Below are 15,979 nucleotides of genomic sequence, written 5' to 3'. Positions count from 1 at the left end.
CACCAGGCAGGTCTGAATCTTAAAAAACTCAAAATCGACGTAATGGCCGTTCTGGCCTTGAGTTGAAAGGGATCACAATGGGTAAGACTATCCGACTGACCGCAGCGCAAGCTCTGGTCCGCTATCTTGGCGCGCAGATGAATGAGGCCGGAGAGCCCTTTATCGCAGGTGTTTGGGCCATTTTCGGCCACGGTAATGTAGCTGGTCTGGGCGAGGCGCTGCACGGCGTTAAAGACAGCCTGCCAACCTATCGCGGCCATAACGAACAGACCATGGCGCATTGTGCGATTGCCTATACCAAACAGATGTGCCGCACCCGTGCGATGGCAGTGACGTCCTCGATTGGGCCGGGCGCGACCAACATGGTCACGGCGGCTGCGCTTGCGCATGTGAACCGGCTGCCGGTTCTGATCATTCCCGGAGACGTGTTCGCCACGCGCGGCCCGGACCCGGTGCTTCAGCAGATCGAGAGCTTTGGAGACGGCACCGTCAGCGCCAATGACTGTTTCAAACCTGTCAGTCGGTATTTCGACCGTATCTCACGGCCTGAACACCTGTTGATGGCGCTGCCGCGCGCGTTTCGAACCATGACGGATCCTGCCGATTGCGGCCCGGCGACTCTGGCCTTTTGTCAGGACGTGCAGGCCGAGGCATATGATTACCCCGAAAGCTTTTTTGAGCCGCGCGTCTGGTATCAGCGCCGCATTCGTCCGGATGAGGGCGAGCTGGCCCGCGCTGTAGCGGCCATCAAGGTTGCAAAGCGCCCTGTTATCGTGGCGGGCGGCGGGGTCCACTACTCGGGTGCAACCAATGCGCTGCAGAGCTTTGTTGAAACGCATAACATACCGATTGTTGAAACGCAGGCCGGGAAATCGGCTTTGGCCTGGGACCACCCGCTGAACCTTGGTCCTGTCGGGGTGACCGGTGGCGAACCAGCCAACGCCATTTGCGCCGAGGCCGATCTGGTGCTGGCGGTTGGTACACGTCTGCAGGACTTCACCACCGGGTCCTGGGGCCTGTTTTCCAACCCCGAACGCGAGATGGTGTGCCTGAACACCGCCGCCTATGACGCCGAGAAACACGGCGCGACGCCGTTGCAATCGGATGCGCAAGTCGGTTTGCAGGAACTGGGCGCATCTTTGGCAGGATATCGCGCCGGTGCTGTGGGCGACACGCTCAAGTCTGACTGGTACGGCAAGGTCGATAAGCTGACCAATGCACCCGGTGACGGCAATGCGTTGCCTACTGATATGCAGGTGGTGGGCGCGGTTCAGCGGATCTCGAATGACAACACGGTCGTGATGTGTGCAGCAGGCACCATGCCCGGCGAACTGCACAAACTGTGGAAGGCGCCGCGTCCGGGTGCCTATCACATGGAATACGGGTTCAGCTGTATGGGGTATGAGATCGCAGGCGCTATGGGCATCAAGATGGCCCAGCCTGATCGCGATGTGATCTGCTTTACCGGTGACGGCACCTACATGATGGCGAACTCGGAAATGGCGTCAGCCGCGATGATGGGTATTTCCTTCACCGTTGTGATTACCGACAACCGAGGCTTTGGCTGCATCAACCGACTGCAGATGGGCACCGGTGGGGCCGAGTTTAACAACCTGCTGGACCACGCGGTGCATGAAACACCCTCGGCCATCGATTTTGCCGCCCATGCGGCTGCGATGGGGGCGACTTCGGTCAAGGTAGGCTCAATTGCCGAGCTTGAGGGCGCGCTGGCCAAACGCAACGATATCAAAGGGCCTTACGTGGTGGTCATCGACACCGATCCCTACCCGTCAACAGAATATGGCGGCACATGGTGGGAAGTGGCCGTCCCCGAAGTCAGCACTCGCCCCGCAGTGAATGAAAAGCGCGCGGCCTATGAAGTCGCCATCAAGGAAAGAAACACGAAATGAGCGTGAAAATCGGGATCTCTCCGATCGCCTGGCAGAATGATGATCTGCCGGACCTGACGGCGGCGTACACCATGGAGCAAGCGCTGAAAGAGGCGCGCGAAATTGGCTATACCGGCGTTGAGCGTGGGCAGCGGATGCCTGGCGATACCGAAGGTCTGCGGGCTTATCTCGACGGCAACGACATTGCGCTGTGCGGTGGCTGGTGTTCCGGTGCGTCGCTGGTCAACGACTTTGCGACAGAGCGCGACGCAGTGCGAGAACAGGTTGAGCAGTTCGTGGCCCTGAACAGCCCTTGTATCGTTTATGCCGAATGCTCAAACACCATTCAAACACAGGCAGGAACGCCTGTGAACGACCGCCCCAAATTGTCGAAAGATGAGATTCTGGCCTATGCGGCCAAGATCAGCGAATTGGCCAAATGGATGGCGGATCAGGGCATGCCGATGGCCTATCACCATCACATGGGCACGATCATCGAAAGCGAAGATGACGTGAATTGGCTGATGGAGGGCTCGGCCCCCGAGGTCAAACTGTGCTTTGACACCGGCCACCTGCTGTTTGGTGGCGGCGATGTGATGGCAACCCTGAACCGCTGGGGCGACCGGGTGCATCACGTGCACTTCAAGGATATCCGCCCTGCGGTGGTACAGAACACGCGTGAAAACAATCTCAGTTTTCTGGATGCTGTGATTGCGGGGGCGTTCACGGTCCCCAGCGATGGGTGTATCGATTTCCAGGCCGTGGCGAATGCACTTAAGGCGATGGAATATGACGGCTGGATCGTGGTCGAGGCCGAGCAAGACCCGGCCAAGGCACCGCCCTATGAGTATTCAAATATGGGCTATGAACATATCGTCGATATCTGCGAGCAGGCGGGATTGGAGATCACCAGTTAAAGAACCGCCCCACGGGGCAACACCGAAGCCATGAAAAAGGAGAATATCATGGTACATCAACAGCTTGGATATGTCGGATACTTTGACCGGGAATCCTGTGATCTGGATGAGTTTAAGGTGTTGACCTCGCAGAGCTTGACTGCCGCGGTTGTCCCCCATGCCGCGGCGATTGAAAACAACGTTCCCGTGTACGACATGCAAGCGCTGCGGCCGGTTCTGGACGACCCGGACCAGCGGCGGGCATTGATGGCGGAATGGGCTCATGTGCTGAACGCCTCAGCGGGTGTGATTGCCCTCAAAGGGGCATATGCCGATACATCGGTGATTGACCGGGCCACCGATGTCTTTCGTCAGATCATTGACGATGAACGTCAAAGCGGGTCCGGCGAAGGCGATCATTTTGCGGCTTTGGGCGCCAATGACCGCATCTGGAACGCACTGCAGAAACACTGTCTGCGCGATCCCGAAGGTTTTGCGCTTTACTACGGAAACATCGCAATTGCCGCCGCCTGTGAGGCGTGGTTGGGCCCCAACTATCAGATGACCGCTCAGGTCAATCAGGTGCGTCCCGGCGGTCAGGCACAACAGGCGCATCGGGATTACCATCTGGGGTTCCAAAGCGCAGAAAACGCCGCCCGTTATCCCATCCACGCGCATATGGTCACGGAAACGCTGACCTTGCAGGGGGCGGTCGCCCATTGCGATATGCCGGTGGAAAGCGGGCCAACCAAGCTGTTGCCGTTTTCCCAGCTCTACGGGCCGGGATATGTGGCGTTCCATGATCCGGCGCATCGCGCGTATTTTGAGCAGGCCTATATCCAGCTGCCTCTGTCAAAAGGGGACGCGGTGTTCTTCAACCCGGCGCTGTTTCATGCCGCTGGTGAGAACAGCAGTGCGGATATCCACCGGTTGGCAAACCTGTTGCAGATATCCTCGGCCTTTGGGCGTGCGATGGAGGCGATTGACCGGCAGACCATGTCGCAGACGGTTTTGCCCGCGTTGGCGTCTTTGAAACAGGGTGGCGGGCTAAGCGTGGCCGAGCTGGATGCAGCAATTGCCGCAACAGCCGAGGGCTATCCGTTCCCGACCAACCTGGACACTGACCCGCCAAGTGGTGGCAACGCACCGGAAAGCCAGGCCGATATCCTTCACCGGGCGGTCGGTGAGGGATGGTCCGAGGCGCAGCTGAGGCAGGCTCTGTCAGCGCTGAAAACCAAACAACTGGCTTGATGCTATATCTTGGGCAGTTCTGCCCGTGAAGGAGGACACCCCATGGCAGATCTGCTCAAGAAACCATTCGGCGCGCGCGGCAAAGTGCACGACATAACGCCAACAAGTGCCGGTTGGCGGTATGTCGGGTTCGGCCTGTACCACCTGCGCGCCGGTGACACGGCCGCCGAGGCCACAGGCGACCGAGAGGTCATTCTGGTCATGGTCGAAGGCAAAGCGCGTATCTCGGGTGCGGGTCAGGATTGGGGCGTGCTGGGCGACCGGATGAACGTGTTTGAAAAGACGCCACCCCATTGCCTTTACCTGCCCAACGGCACCAATTGGGAGGCGGTGGCCGAAACGGACTGCGTCGTCGCCGTATGCTCCGCCCCCGGCCAGGGTGGGCATACCGCTCGCAAAATCGGCCCGGATGGCATCACCCTGACCGAACGCGGCAAGGGCACCAACACGCGTCATATCAACAACATTGCGATGGAGAATGAAGACTACGCTGACAGCTTGCTGGTGACCGAGGTGTTTACGCCAAACGGTCATTGGTCGTCTTACCCCAGCCATCGCCATGACGAGGATGACTACCCGCGTATCACCTATCTGGAAGAGACCTATTACCACCGTCTGAACCCGGCCAGCGGGTTTGGCATTCAGCGGGTCTATACCGATGACGGGCAGCTGGATGAGACCATGGCGGTGTCAGATGGCGATGTTGTGACCGTCCCGCGCGGCCATCACCCTTGCGGAGCCCCTTACGGGTTTGAGATGTACTACCTGAACGTCATGGCAGGCCCCTTGCGGAAATGGCGTTTTGTCCCGGCCCCCGAGGTCGAATGGATCATGGAGCGTGACAATTGACCCAGGATTTCGCCAACTATCCAAGCCTGGCGGGTAAAACCGTTTTCGTAACCGGCGGGGCCGGTGGCATTGGTGCCCTGACGGTGCGCGCGTTTGCTGCGCAGGGCGCAAAAGTCGGGTTCCTGGACCTCAACGCCGATGCGGGCACAGCGCTGTTGACCGATTTGGAAGGAGAGCACGTCTTTGCGCCCTGCGACCTGCGCGACATCGATGCCGTGCGGGACGCGCTGGACCAAATGACGGAAGAGCTGGGCCTGGCCCATGTTCTGGTCAACAACGCAGCCCATGACGACCGCCATGACTGGCGCGAAGTCACGCCGGAATACTGGGATGAGCGTATGGCCACCAATCTCCGCCATATGTTCTTTACCATTCAGCATGTCGCACCGGGCATGATCGCGCGGGGCGGCGGCTCTATCGTCAACCTCGGCTCAAATTCCTGGTGGGAATGCGGGGCTGGCTTTCCGGCCTACGCCACCGCCAAATCAGCGGTTCACGGTCTGACCCGTACTATGGCGCGGGAATTGGGCGACCACCGCATCCGGGTGAACACGGTTGTCCCCGGCTGGATCATGACAGACCGCCAAAAAGACCTGTGGGTGACGCCTGATGCGCTGGCCAAACAGGTGGATCGGCAATGTCTGCCCGATCCTATCGACCCGGTCTATGTGGCACGGATGGTGCTGTTTCTGGCCTCTGACGATTCCGCGATGTGCAGCGCAGGGAACTTCATGGTCGAAGGCGGATCGATCTGATCCAATTGAACAAATAGAGGGCTGAAATGCCGCAACTCTTCCAACTTGCAGCATGTGCCGAGATGTTGTGGCTCGACAAACCAATTGATTGGCGTGCTGCGCGACTGACTGAAATGGGATTTGGTGTTGGCCTATGGAACTGGCCAGCCTGGGATCTGGTCAAGCTTGAACGCGTTGGCGCGAACTACACGATCATGAATGGCTATCTTCAGGGCCGTCTTGCGGATGATGAAGGGGCTGACATGCTGCTGCAATCTGCGCGTGAAACAGCGCAGATCGGCAAGCGTCTGGGAGTAGATCGTCTGAACCTCCACGGCACCGGTTTGGACGATGGAGGAATTCCGATCTGGCAGCATGATGTCGTGACCGGCAACATGTGGTTGAAGGCACGGGATACGCTGCATCGCATCTGTGAACTGGCCGACGAAGAAAAAGTCGTCTTCACGCTGGAAAATTTGAACCTGGTGGATCATCCCGGTTGCCCCTTTGGATCAACCGAAGATGCTCTGGCACTTGTTTCCGCGGTTAATCACCCGCGTCTGCGCATCAATCTGGACCTTTATCACACGCAGATCGGAGAGGGTGACCTGATCCGCTGGTGTGAGAAATGCCTGCCGTGGATTGGAGAAGTTCAGTTGGCCGACAATCCTGGCCGTTGTGAGCCGGGAACCGGAGAGATCAACTTTTCTGCCATTGCACGGGCACTAAATGAAATGGGTTACCGTGGACCTGTCGGTATGGAGGCGTTCGCAGTGGGCGACTCGGAAACGGCGCTCGAGGCCTTCCGGACTGCCTTTACGATCTAAGGGTGTATCGGTGCCCTACCGCTGCAGTGGGGCGCCAAGGAGATGGATCACGGTGTGAGTAGCGGCCTTAATCGAGCCGTGCGTCCCACAGGAGAGTGCCGCGGTCAAACCGTTCGGGATCGCGATTGACGGTCTCACGCATTGCGTCGCCAAAGGCCATGCGCAGTACAGTGCCGATGTTGAATTTGCAGATTGGCATCTCGCTTCCCAATCAGGCGCTGTGTTCGACTGAAACGCAGCGCGGTTTCTGACCTTACTTTGGATCATACACATACCCGATGCCCCGCACGGTTCTGATGATCTCGGGCTTTTCCGGGTTGCTTTCCAGCTTTCGGCGCAATCGGGATATCCGGATGTCGATGCTGCGGTCGAACGGGTCCCACGACCGGTCATGTGCTTGCTCCAACAGTTGGTCCCTGTTCAAAACCCGCCCCTTGTTTTCCGAAAAAACCTTGAGCAGGCTGTATTCCATTGCGGTTAAAGGGACTTCGGAGCCGTCAGCGGCAAGCAGTTTGGCTGCGTCTTTGTCCAGGGTGAAGCTGCCAAAGGCTGTGCGGGGCTCACCGGCGTTGTCGGTGGCCGTTGTCCCTTTGATCGCTTCTCGGCGCAGAATGGCCTTTATCCGGGCTTCGAGCTCGCGCAGGTCTACGGGTTTGCCAAGATAATCATCCGCGCCCATCTCCAGCCCTATCACACGATCAATCACGTCACCGGCAGCGGTCAGCATGATGATCGGAGTTGTGTTTTCAGGACGCAGCGACCGTAGAATGGAAAGGCCATCTTCCTTGGGCATGTTGATGTCCATGATCATGACATCCACTGCGTTGACAGAGAGGATGTCCCGCAGCTGTTCTCCGCCAGAGGCCGCCGACACCTTGAACCCGCGTTTGCCCAGGTATTCCTGCAGCATTTCGCGCACGTCCACCTCATCATCACACACCAGAATGTGGGTTTTCTGATTATCCATCTTTTGGGTCCTTCTGGCCGGCAAGCAACTCTTGGACAAGGGTTCTGAGTTCCAATGGGGAAACAGGTTTTTCCAGATAGGGCAGGCCGGATTCCTCTAACAATCCCAGAGATTTCAGCCCCATCGTGTCGCCTGTGACATAGGCCGTCCGTGCCAACATGTCCGGGAAATGGGCCACCAAAGCGTCGTAAATCTTGCGCCCATCGACACCCGGCATGTTCAAATCGCTCAGGAATATGTCGTATTTCCCGGCATGAAGACGGTTCACCGCCTCTTCGCCTGAGGAGACGAAATCAACTTCGAACCCTTCTTTTCGGAGTATTTCGGCGTTCAACTCGCCGACTTCGACCTCGTCATCCACGACCAGCGCTTTCAGGTTTGCCGAGGTCGAGATCGGCTCAACCGGATCGTGTGCCTCGGGTTGCTGCGTGTCGGCGGCTGGCAACGTGATGCGAAAGCACGTGCCGGAATTGTCGGTCTGATCCAGCCGTATCTGCCCGCCATGAGACAGAATGATCCTGTGACAGAAAGCCAGTCCTATACCGGTTCCCTCGCCAACCTCTTTGGTTGTGAAAAACGGCTCAAAAATCCGATCGCGAATGGCCTTGGGTATTCCGGGTCCGTTGTCTCGGATCGTTACCTGGACCATGCTATTGTCCAGCTTTGCTTCGGCGGACAGCTCAATAAAGTCACCCTGCCCGGACGCAGTCATGGCCTGTTCGGCGTTGATGATAAGGTTGATGATGACTTGCGTGATCTGATCCGCATCGGCAGCAATTGGCGGCAAATCAGCCGGAAGCACCTGTCTGATGCTGATATCCCCCGACGTGCTGCCATACCCCACGACATCAGCGGCCGTTTCAATGACACCGGACACATCGACCTGTTCAATCCTGCTGGGTTGCTGGCGGGCCATCGCAAGGAATGTCTTGACGATCTTGGCGCAGCGTTCAGCCGCATTGCTGATCTTTTCAATCCTCACGGTCAGGTCTGGATCGGTGATTTCCTCTTTCAACATAAGCGAATGGCCCACGACCACCGAAAGGGGGTTGTTCAACTCATGGGCCACACCGGCAAGCAGCTCGCCTAGCGCAGACATCTTTTCATTCTGGAACAGCATGTCCCGTTGTTTTGAAAGTTCGTCTTCCAGCGCCAGTTCATCCGTCAGATCGCGGGTATTGGAAACGATGACTTCTTCGCCATTGAACTCGATAAGGCGCGAAGAATCCGCGCCCCAGAATTTCCGCCCATTTGCGCCGATGAATTCAATCCGCCGATCCTTGAGCGAACCCGCCTGGCGCAGGTCCTTTAAGTAACGCGCGCGCTCTGCAGGATCGGCGTAATAGGACTTTGAACTTGGGGACGGGCCAAACAGCGCGTTAATTTCAGGTGTTGCGAACAGGACTTCCCCTGTTTCGGCATGCGTCATGTTAATAGCGACAGGATAGGCCTCCATCACATGGCGGATCAGAGCATCCGCTTCTTTCTGGGCGGTGAGGTCGATAATACTGGTTACAATGACCTCTTCGCCTTTGTAGTCGATCAGCTGCGAAGATATCGTTGCAGGAAAGGTTTTGCCTTGGGCATTGCGCAGATCAAGCTTGTAATCATCAACCCGTCCGTCGGCCAAAAGATCGGTTACAAAATCGGCGCGCTCTTCCGGATTGACATAATGCTCCCGCGCCGACTTAGAGGGTCCGAACAACTGTAGGGCGGCGGGTGTTCGGTACAGAATTTGACCATCCCCAATCCGCGCCATAGTCACTACGGCTGAGCTGGCATCCAGCACCTTACGGATCAAAAGATCGCCGTCGCGCTCTTCGATTTCGGCCTGTTTTCTGTCGGTGATATCCTCACGCGTGACGACAAAGCCACCCAGTTGGGTGGGGTGGACAGACACCAGGTAGGTACGCCCGTCTGTTTCGGTCAGCTCATAATCCTGAATAAACTCGATGCCGCTGGCCAGCCTGTCGGAAACCCATTGTTCCTCATTGCCGATAGCATCGGCATAGATGCCCCTGCGCGCGGTCTCGCGCATCAGGATTTCCCAATCCAGACCGGGTTTCAGCAGATCGGCAACGCCCTTGTTCATCTCGGCATAGCGCGGGTTGAACATCACCAGGCGACGGTCATCATCATAAAGGGCAAAGCCTTCTTTAAGAGACTCGATGGCGTCGCGCAGAAGATCCCGCGCCCTTGCGATTTCTTTTAAATCGTTTGCCATTCCCATCGTCATCCTGATTTTCTAGGGCATCATTGTTTCAGTGCCATTTCAAAACCGGCCTCGTGTGTTTCAATTGTTTCATAAGGATCGATCTCGCACTAGGCCCCGCGGCAAATTCCCATGTTTTGAAGGCAGATAGCAGGCTGTGTGAAGCACTTCACACAGCTACAACTGAAACACTTTGCCCGCCTTTCAGCAATTACACTGAAACATTGAGGCTCCAGTTATTGCTCATCACAAACGCAAGTGGGTTAAGAGTAATGACTATTTCATTTCAACCAAAAGAACATACCAATGCGCCAGTTGTTGCATTGCATTCTTCTGCATCAAACAGCGGTCAATGGACCCAACTGGCAGCCGATCTCGACGGTAGGTTTTCTGTATTTGCGTTCGATCTTCCGGGCTATGGTCGCACGCCTTTGACCGGTGACCCGTCTCAGCAGGGGGCGGCGGTCTCGGCGGCTGCCGTCATCCGCGAGATCGAAGACTTCGGTCGTGCGGTTCACCTGGTCGGCCACTCGAACGGAGGCGGCGTTGCGATCAAAATCGCCCTGATGCGGCCCGATCTGGTCAAAAGTCTGACAGTTTATGAACCGGCGGCCTTTCATTTTCTCAAACACGCCGATCACACCGGTCGGCGCCTGTTCCAGCAGATCCAATTCCTCTCGGGTATGGTAACCAGTGCAGCTGCCGAAGGTGATGCAGCGGCTGGGATGGGGCGGTTTCTGGACTTCTGGAACGGCGAGGGGTTTTGGGACAACTTGCCCACCGCAGCCCGACAGCGGTTTGCTGGCATGATCTCTTCGGTCATGACGGATTTCGCCAACGTGTTCGCGGAAACCTGGGACTTAAAGGACTTGTCCGCGCTTGAGATACCAACCCTGGTTATGACCGGCCTGGACTTTCCCGAGATTGCACAGCACGTGTCTGTGGCCATTGCCAAGGCGTTGCCGAATTCGCGTATCGCGCTGCTGCCGGAACTTGGCCACATGGCACCGGTTATTCAGCCCGAGTGGGTCAATACCCGGATCTTTGAACACGTGGCCAGTGTTGAACGGCCAATCGTGAACTGCAGCTGGCCCACCCGCAAGGCGGCCTGACATGCACGCATCCAAAGACTGCTACTTTTTTCGAAACTGCTGGGAACATTCCAGCGCAACACCCAAAGGATATGAAACATGGGCATTCAAACATCTATCAACCAAACCGCCGACTTTACCGCGATCAAAGCGAAACAAAATGTCGCCTGGGGGGCAGGGGATTACGCCAAAGTAGGCATAACCCTGCAGATCACCGGTGAAGAGCTTGCCGAAGCAATGGACATGACACCAGACGCCAAGGTTCTGGACGTGGCGGCCGGGAATGGCAACGCAACATTGGCCTTTGCCAGACGCTTTTGTGACGTCACTTCGACGGATTATGTCGAGGCTCTGCTGAAATCCAGCGGCCAACGTGCCCAGGCAGAAGGCCTGTTCGTGACCTACAAGGTTGCCGACGCCGAGGACCTGCCTTTTGAGGATCAAATGTTTGATGCGGTCGTGTCCACTTTTGGGGTGATGTTCACTCCCAATCAACAGCAATCCGCCGCAGAACTTCAACGCGTTGTGAAGCCTGGCGGCAAGATCGGCATGGCCAACTGGACACCCGAAAGCTTTATTGGTCAGCTTTTCAAAACTATCGGCAAGCATGTCCCGCCACCTGCCGGCGTCAATTCTCCGGCGTTGTGGGGAAGCCGGGCGTGGGTCGATGAAACCTTCGGCACCAACTGCGACGTCTCATCTTTCCGACGCAAGAACTTCATGTTTCGCTATCGGTCTGCGGAACATTTTCTGGAGTACTTCCGGACCTTCTATGGGCCGATGCAAAAAGCATTTGAGGCGCTTGACGCGGACGGGCAGGCCGCGTTGCGGGGCGATATTCTGGCGCTGATCGAGAAGTTCGATGTCTCGACCAACGACTCTCTGTGTATTTCTTCCGAATATGCTGAGATCATTGTCGCACGTCGATAACCGCGTGTGATATGGCCGCGACGCCCTTCGACACTGGGTTCGAAGGGCGTCGCACAATTGCACCGACAGCAGATGGGCTTGAACTGAACTAACCAGAGTTTGTAGTCTGCGACTGACGGGACGCCTTTGTGATCTTGCTTAGTTTGAGAGGGTTTATTGATGACTGAACGTACGCTGTATGAGAAGTACGGAGGCTTTTCCCAAGTCAGTAAGATCGTGCTGTCGTTTTACGACACCCTGCTGGACAATGATGAGATCGGTCCGTTCTTTGACGAAGTCGACATGTCGCGGATCGTCGATCACCAGACAAAATTCATCGCCTCTTTGCTGGGTGGTCCGGCGTCTTATACGGACAAACAATTGCGCCAGTTGCATTCGCATCTCGAAATAACCGACACCCATTTCGACGAACTTGAAACCGTCCTCCGCGGCGCATTGCTGGACCACGGTATTGCCGCCGACGACGTTGAGGCGGTTGTTGCGGAATTCGGTAAACGCCGCCCTTTGATTGTCAGGTGATCCATGACCATAGAAGCCATCAATGAACAACTACTGCGCGCAATTGGGGTCGGGGTTGCTCTGCTGGACCGGAAAACGTTCCGGTTCGGGTTCCGCAATGACACCTTCGACGAGTGGTTCAGTAACGAGGATCAACCCGGGCAATTGCAGCAGCTATTTCCTGATCTGGATGTCACCGCAATGCAGACCGGTCTGGCTGAAAGCGGGCGATATACCTCGGAAATCAGGTTCAAGAAGAAACGCAGAACGCTGGTGATCGCGATGGATTTCACCGCGACAAATGACGGGGTTCTTGTGCTTGTCTGCCAGAATATCACCCGTATCAAAGAGCTGGAATCCATGATCGATTCCTACTCGATGATGGTTGAAAGGAACACGCGTGAGATTAAGCGCGAGAAAGAGCAGGTAGAGAAGCTCTTGCTCAATATCATGCCCCGGTCTGTCTACGAGGAATACAAGACCTTCGGCGTTGTCACGCCGCAGCTTTATGATCCCGTGTCTGTTCTTATGCTCGACTTTGTCGGGTTCACCGACATGGTTGCCTCACAGGATCCCAGCGTGACCGTCACCGAGCTGAACGATATCTACAGCGCGTTTGACCGGATCGGCGAGCAGTTTGGATGTGAGCGTATCAAGACCATAGGTGATGCCTATATCACCGTAGCAGGTCTGCCTGATCCGACCCCGGATCACGCCAAGGCGATTGCTAATACAGCCATTCGGTTTGTGCGTTATCTGGCACGCCGTAACCTAAGTCATCCGCATCAGTGGCAGTGTCGGATCGGTCTGTCCACGGGCTCTGTCGTGGGATCGGTCGTGGGTATCCAGAAATATGTCTACGATATCTTCGGGCCAGCCGTGAACCTTGCGTCCCGGTTGCAGGAGTTTTCTGAACCGATGAACATCACCGTTCAGGACGATGTCGCACATGTTCTGAAAGATCAGTTTGATCTTGAGAATATCGGCCAAAGGGCTATCCGAGGGTTCGGCGAACAGGACGTCTGGCGGCTGTCCGACAGCGACTAAGGCATAAAGCTGCGCCCTGGGATCATGAGTTCAGCGGGATTGCGGCGGCGCACCAAAGGCGCGAAGTACAGTGCGTGCGGCAGCCTCGACAGGGTCGTGCGTCTCTTTCAGGATTGTCACGCGATCGAACCGGTCCGGGTCGCTGTTGACCGCGGAGCGCAGGGCGTTGCCGAATGCCATGCGTAGTTCTGTTCCGATATTGAACTTGCAGATGGACGTCTGGCGCGCCAATCGTTTTCGCTGTTCGACCGGAACGCCCGAGCCGCCGTGGATCACCAAAGGCACATCCGTCACCGCGTCGATCCGGCGAATGCGCTCTTCGTCCAGACCCCCTTCTTTGTTTTGTTGCAGATGGACATTGCCGACCGAAATGGCCATCGCGTCCACACCACTGTCGCGGGCAAACAAAGCTGCCTCTTTCGGGTCGGTTCCATTGGAACCTTCGCCACCGGAATAGCCGACAAATCCGATCTCGCCCTCGCACGAAATCCCGGCCGCATGGGCCATCTCTGCAATCGCGGCGGTTTCGTCGATGTTCTGTTGCAGCGGCTTGCGCGAGCCGTCGAACATCAACGAGGTAAACCCGCTGTCCAGCGCGATTTTGCAGTCCTCGAACGTATATCCGTGATCCAGATGGGCAACAACCGGGACCGATGCGTTCTCGGCCAGATGCCGGAACATATTGCCCAGAACCGGCAGCGGTGTGTGCTCGCGACAGCTGGGTCCGGCCTGCAAGATGACCGGCGCGTTTTCAGCCTCGGCGGCGGCCACATAGGCGCGCATGTCCTCCCAACCCAGTGTGACCAGTCCGCCCACGGCGTAACCCTGCGTATAAGCGGGCCTCAAGACGTCAGAAAGTGTAACGAGGGTCATTTGAATTTCGCGATCATGTCTTTGATGCCCGGAATCGTCTCGATCTGATAGGCATGTGTCGGCTGGAAATACTGCACTAGTGAGCGCTGGCTCAGACCGCCGAGGATGGTGAAATAGTACATCTCATATCCCGGCAATACGCAGCAGGGGTGATAGCCTGTGTCGATGCAGATCGTTGAGCCATCGACGATGTGATAGGCGTCACCCGGTTCGTTGTCCTCACGCTGCAGCATCTGCAAGCCCGAGCCCCAGTTGGGTTTGAACCGGAAATTATAGGTCTCATCATGCCGGGTCTCATCCGGCAGGCGATTGGTGTCGTGCTTGTGGCTGGGAAAGCCCGACCAGCCGCCTTGCCCAACCGTGAACAGCTCGCTGACCAGCAGACGACCGACCTTGTCATGCTGTTTTTGACCTAGGATGTGCTTGATTTTGCGATGGGTCTTGGTGTCGTCGCTGCCGTATTGAACCAAATCGTGTTGACGCACGTCAAACGGGTCGAGCACCTTGTCATATCTCGCACCGGCAATGAACACTTCGGCCTCGTCCGAGGCGCAGATCAATTGAGCCTTGCCGCCAACAGGGACATAGACCCCTTCGGGGTCGCCATCCCACACGTCCTCGCCCCGCTTGCCGAGCTTGGGGAAGGGCACCCCTTCGATATCGACATCGACGCTGCCGGTCGCGGGTACGATGCAGGTTTCATACCCCGGTACCTGGTATTCAAACGCCTCGCCCCTCTTCAGCTTGACGATGTTAAAATAATTCAGCGGCACCGTCGAATCTTCGACATCGACGATGGGTTTGTTTTGATTGTCATAGGGCGCGATATGCATGGGTTTCTCCTATGTCGTCGGGCCGGGATGGGACGCCAGAAAAGCATCCAGTTCAGGTGTTGTTGGCATGGCGGGTGCGCAGCCGGGTTGAGAGACGACGATCGAGGCACAGGCCGAGCCGCGCATGACCGCATCGCGCAGCGAATGACCCGCCGCGATCGAGGCCAGTAGACCGGCCATGAAACTGTCGCCTGCACCGTTGGGTTTGACGGCGGTGACCGGGTAGATGCCGGTACGAATTTCCTCACCTTCCATCAGGGTCACAGCCCCCTGTTCGCCCATTTTGTAGATGACGATGCGGCCCGGTGCCTTAGCCAGTTCTTTGGCCTTTTCAAAGCCTTTTTCGATCCCGCCGGCCATGAACCCGAATTCCTCGTCATTGCCGACAATCAGGTCGCTTGCTTCGCCCGCGCGTGACAGAACATCGGCGGCAACTTCAGGTGAGGGCCAGCTATAGGGGCGATAATCGATGTCGAAAATCACCGGCAATCCTGCTGCCCGGGCGTTGTCAAACGCCCTGAACGTAGCGCTGCGCGATGGCTCTGCAGCAAAGACAGTTCCGGCCGAAATCGCAGCTGTGAAGGCGGAATAGTCAATCTTGTCCAAGTCTTCTTCGGTGACCTGAAAATCAACGGCGCCGTTGCGATAAATGACGTTCTGGAAGTTCTCAATCCGACTTTCATAGACCGCCAGTGACATGCGGTATTCTCCGCCCAGAACGCGGATGTACTGTGTGTCCACGCCATAATGCTGCAGCCGGTTCAGGCAGAACCGACCCACCGCATCGTCCGAGACCGACGTGATCAGCGAGGCCTGACTACCCAGCTTGACCAAACCCGCGCAAATATTGGCAGAGGACCCGCCAAGATCGGCACGAAACGTTTCGGCATCCTCGCTTTTGACTCCAACCGGATCGGCAAACATGTCCATGCCTGCACGACCGAACACGGCGAACCGGTTTCCTTTGATACCGTCCATCAGGGCGCTCACATCATGTCCTCCGGCAGAATGGGGTTGGCAAAGTTTGGACCTTGCGTTGAATTGATTCACACGATACTGATTTTGCAACCGGTTGCAAATAG

General features: G+C 56.8%; 16 protein-coding genes. 10 read left to right on the top strand and 6 right to left on the bottom strand.

Annotated elements, in window-relative coordinates; all coding sequences use genetic code 11:
• Window positions 1-77 precede the first annotated feature (77 nt).
• Genes iolD through SJY13_RS11455 form a run of 6 tightly spaced genes read left to right on the top strand, consistent with a single transcriptional unit; the run spans window position 78 to window position 6,446 of the window.
• A complete protein-coding gene (gene iolD, locus SJY13_RS11480; protein ID WP_377191060.1) occupies window positions 78-1,910 on the top strand; it encodes a 3D-(3,5/4)-trihydroxycyclohexane-1,2-dione acylhydrolase (decyclizing) in 1,833 nt (610 codons plus the stop codon).
• Window positions 1,907-2,806 carry a myo-inosose-2 dehydratase gene (gene iolE / locus SJY13_RS11475; protein WP_377191058.1) on the top strand — a complete coding sequence of 300 codons (900 nt, stop codon included), beginning with the start codon at window positions 1,907-1,909 and terminating at the stop codon, window positions 2,804-2,806. The genes iolD and iolE overlap by 4 nt, the downstream gene beginning before the upstream one ends.
• A gap of 48 nt (window positions 2,807-2,854) precedes the next feature.
• Complete coding sequence (locus SJY13_RS11470; RefSeq protein WP_377191056.1) at window positions 2,855-4,036, top strand: phytanoyl-CoA dioxygenase family protein; 1,182 nt, start codon at window positions 2,855-2,857, stop codon at window positions 4,034-4,036.
• Window positions 4,037-4,078: 42 nt separating this feature from the next.
• Window positions 4,079-4,885, top strand: a complete 807-nt coding sequence (gene iolB / locus SJY13_RS11465; RefSeq protein WP_085822811.1) for a 5-deoxy-glucuronate isomerase — start codon at window positions 4,079-4,081, stop codon at window positions 4,883-4,885.
• Window positions 4,882-5,640 carry an SDR family NAD(P)-dependent oxidoreductase gene (locus tag SJY13_RS11460; protein WP_377191054.1) on the top strand — a complete coding sequence of 253 codons (759 nt, stop codon included), beginning with the start codon at window positions 4,882-4,884 and terminating at the stop codon, window positions 5,638-5,640. Before iolB ends, SJY13_RS11460 begins: the two co-directional genes overlap by 4 nt.
• A gap of 26 nt (window positions 5,641-5,666) precedes the next feature.
• Window positions 5,667-6,446 (top strand): TIM barrel protein, encoded by a 780-nt coding sequence (locus SJY13_RS11455; RefSeq protein WP_377191052.1) that lies wholly within the window; start codon window positions 5,667-5,669, stop codon window positions 6,444-6,446.
• 67 nt (window positions 6,447-6,513) lie between these two features.
• Here SJY13_RS11455 and SJY13_RS11450 read toward each other — a convergent pair whose 3' ends face one another.
• From SJY13_RS11450 to SJY13_RS11440, 3 genes are read right to left on the bottom strand one after another with little or no spacing between them, the layout of a single operon-like run.
• Window positions 6,514-6,645: a hypothetical protein gene (locus tag SJY13_RS11450; protein WP_377191050.1), complete on the bottom strand. Its 132-nt coding sequence runs from the start codon at window positions 6,643-6,645 to the stop codon at window positions 6,514-6,516.
• A 54-nt stretch (window positions 6,646-6,699) separates the two neighbouring features.
• Entirely contained in the window at window positions 6,700-7,413 is a 714-nt protein-coding gene (locus tag SJY13_RS11445; RefSeq protein ID WP_377191048.1) for a response regulator, read from the bottom strand.
• Window positions 7,406-9,637: a hybrid sensor histidine kinase/response regulator gene (locus tag SJY13_RS11440; RefSeq protein WP_377191046.1), complete on the bottom strand. Its 2,232-nt coding sequence runs from the start codon at window positions 9,635-9,637 to the stop codon at window positions 7,406-7,408. Before SJY13_RS11440 ends, SJY13_RS11445 begins: the two co-directional genes overlap by 8 nt.
• Before the next feature lie 260 nt (window positions 9,638-9,897).
• On the opposite strand from SJY13_RS11440, the gene SJY13_RS11435 reads away from it, so the two are divergent.
• The 4 genes from SJY13_RS11435 to SJY13_RS11420 all read left to right on the top strand — a co-directional run bounded on the left by SJY13_RS11435 (window position 9,898) and on the right by SJY13_RS11420 (window position 13,191).
• Window positions 9,898-10,737 carry an alpha/beta fold hydrolase gene (locus SJY13_RS11435; protein WP_377191044.1) on the top strand — a complete coding sequence of 280 codons (840 nt, stop codon included), beginning with the start codon at window positions 9,898-9,900 and terminating at the stop codon, window positions 10,735-10,737.
• A gap of 78 nt (window positions 10,738-10,815) precedes the next feature.
• Window positions 10,816-11,646, top strand: coding sequence for a class I SAM-dependent methyltransferase (locus SJY13_RS11430; protein ID WP_377191042.1), 831 nt, complete (start codon window positions 10,816-10,818; stop codon window positions 11,644-11,646).
• Window positions 11,647-11,805: 159 nt separating this feature from the next.
• Window positions 11,806-12,165: a group I truncated hemoglobin gene (locus SJY13_RS11425; protein WP_377191040.1), complete on the top strand. Its 360-nt coding sequence runs from the start codon at window positions 11,806-11,808 to the stop codon at window positions 12,163-12,165.
• A gap of 3 nt (window positions 12,166-12,168) precedes the next feature.
• Entirely contained in the window at window positions 12,169-13,191 is a 1,023-nt protein-coding gene (locus SJY13_RS11420) for an adenylate/guanylate cyclase domain-containing protein (protein ID WP_377191038.1), read from the top strand.
• A 30-nt stretch (window positions 13,192-13,221) separates the two neighbouring features.
• Here SJY13_RS11420 and SJY13_RS11415 read toward each other — a convergent pair whose 3' ends face one another.
• From SJY13_RS11415 to SJY13_RS11405, 3 genes are read right to left on the bottom strand one after another with little or no spacing between them, the layout of a single operon-like run.
• Complete coding sequence (locus SJY13_RS11415) at window positions 13,222-14,064, bottom strand: class II fructose-bisphosphate aldolase (RefSeq protein WP_377191036.1); 843 nt, start codon at window positions 14,062-14,064, stop codon at window positions 13,222-13,224.
• The gene (locus tag SJY13_RS11410) at window positions 14,061-14,897 is read right to left on the bottom strand and encodes a 5-deoxy-glucuronate isomerase (protein WP_377191034.1); all 837 of its coding nucleotides are present in this window, start codon (window positions 14,895-14,897) and stop codon (window positions 14,061-14,063) included. Before SJY13_RS11410 ends, SJY13_RS11415 begins: the two co-directional genes overlap by 4 nt.
• Window positions 14,898-14,906: 9 nt before the next feature.
• On the bottom strand, window positions 14,907-15,875 hold the full coding sequence (locus tag SJY13_RS11405) for a PfkB family carbohydrate kinase (protein ID WP_377193613.1): 969 nt from the start codon (window positions 15,873-15,875) through the stop codon (window positions 14,907-14,909).
• Between the last annotated feature and the right edge of the window lie 104 nt (window positions 15,876-15,979).

Origin of the sequence: Ruegeria meonggei (assembly GCF_042768335.1) — a bacterium.
Classification (GTDB): Bacteria; Pseudomonadota; Alphaproteobacteria; order Rhodobacterales; family Rhodobacteraceae; genus Ruegeria; species Ruegeria meonggei.
This window is presented reverse-complemented; position numbering and strand designations above follow the sequence as displayed.